Genomic DNA, 707 nt, shown 5'->3' on the forward strand with positions numbered 1-707 from the left:
GTGTTGGTGTCGGCCAGGGTCAGGTTGGACGAGCCGGTCTGCAGCACGTTGATCAGGTTCTTGTTGAAGTCCTGACGGATCTGCACCACCGAGAGGTTCGAACCAAGCGCCGAGGCTTCCGACCGCAGCGTGCTGGACGCCGAGTTAAGGTTGGACAGCACCCTGTTGGTTGCGGCGTTGTCGATGAAGTCTACACCGACGCTCAGCGAGGCGAGGCCGAGACCCTTGGAGTTGTAGGTCACACCCGTGATGTTCAGGCTCGACTTGCCGGTCTCGTCGAACACCAGCTTGAGCTGGTCGCCGTTCAGCAGGTTGACACCGTTGAACGAGGAGTCGACCGAGGTCGTGTCGATCTGGTTCAGGATGTTGTTGTACTGCGAGACCAGGTTTGCTCGGGTCGACTGGGCCACGACATCCTGCACCGGAGTGGAGGCGGTCGTGAAGGTCAGCGACGAGGTCAGCGTACCGCCGATCGCACCACCTGCGACCGTCGACCCAAGAGTCGAGGACGCATAGTCGTTCGAGGCAGAAATCGTGAGCAGACCATTGGCATCGATCGTCGCGGACAGATTGTTGGCCTGGAGCTGCGAGTTGAGCTGATCGAGTGTCTTGACCGTGCCGTTGGTGCCGTCGCCGAAGGTGACGTTGACCGCCGTGCCGCCGTTGAAGGAGCTGAAGGTCAAGCTCTTGCCGTTGATGCCACCCGT

General features: G+C 60.7%; 1 pseudogene. It reads right to left on the reverse strand.

The annotated features are described in order from the left end of the window. Positions 1 to 707: pseudogene (locus AC0L3B_RS38170) on the reverse strand (DUF1522 domain-containing protein); the annotation flags it as partial.

The sequence above is a fragment of the Bradyrhizobium sp. Kon56 genome (genome assembly GCF_055807635.1).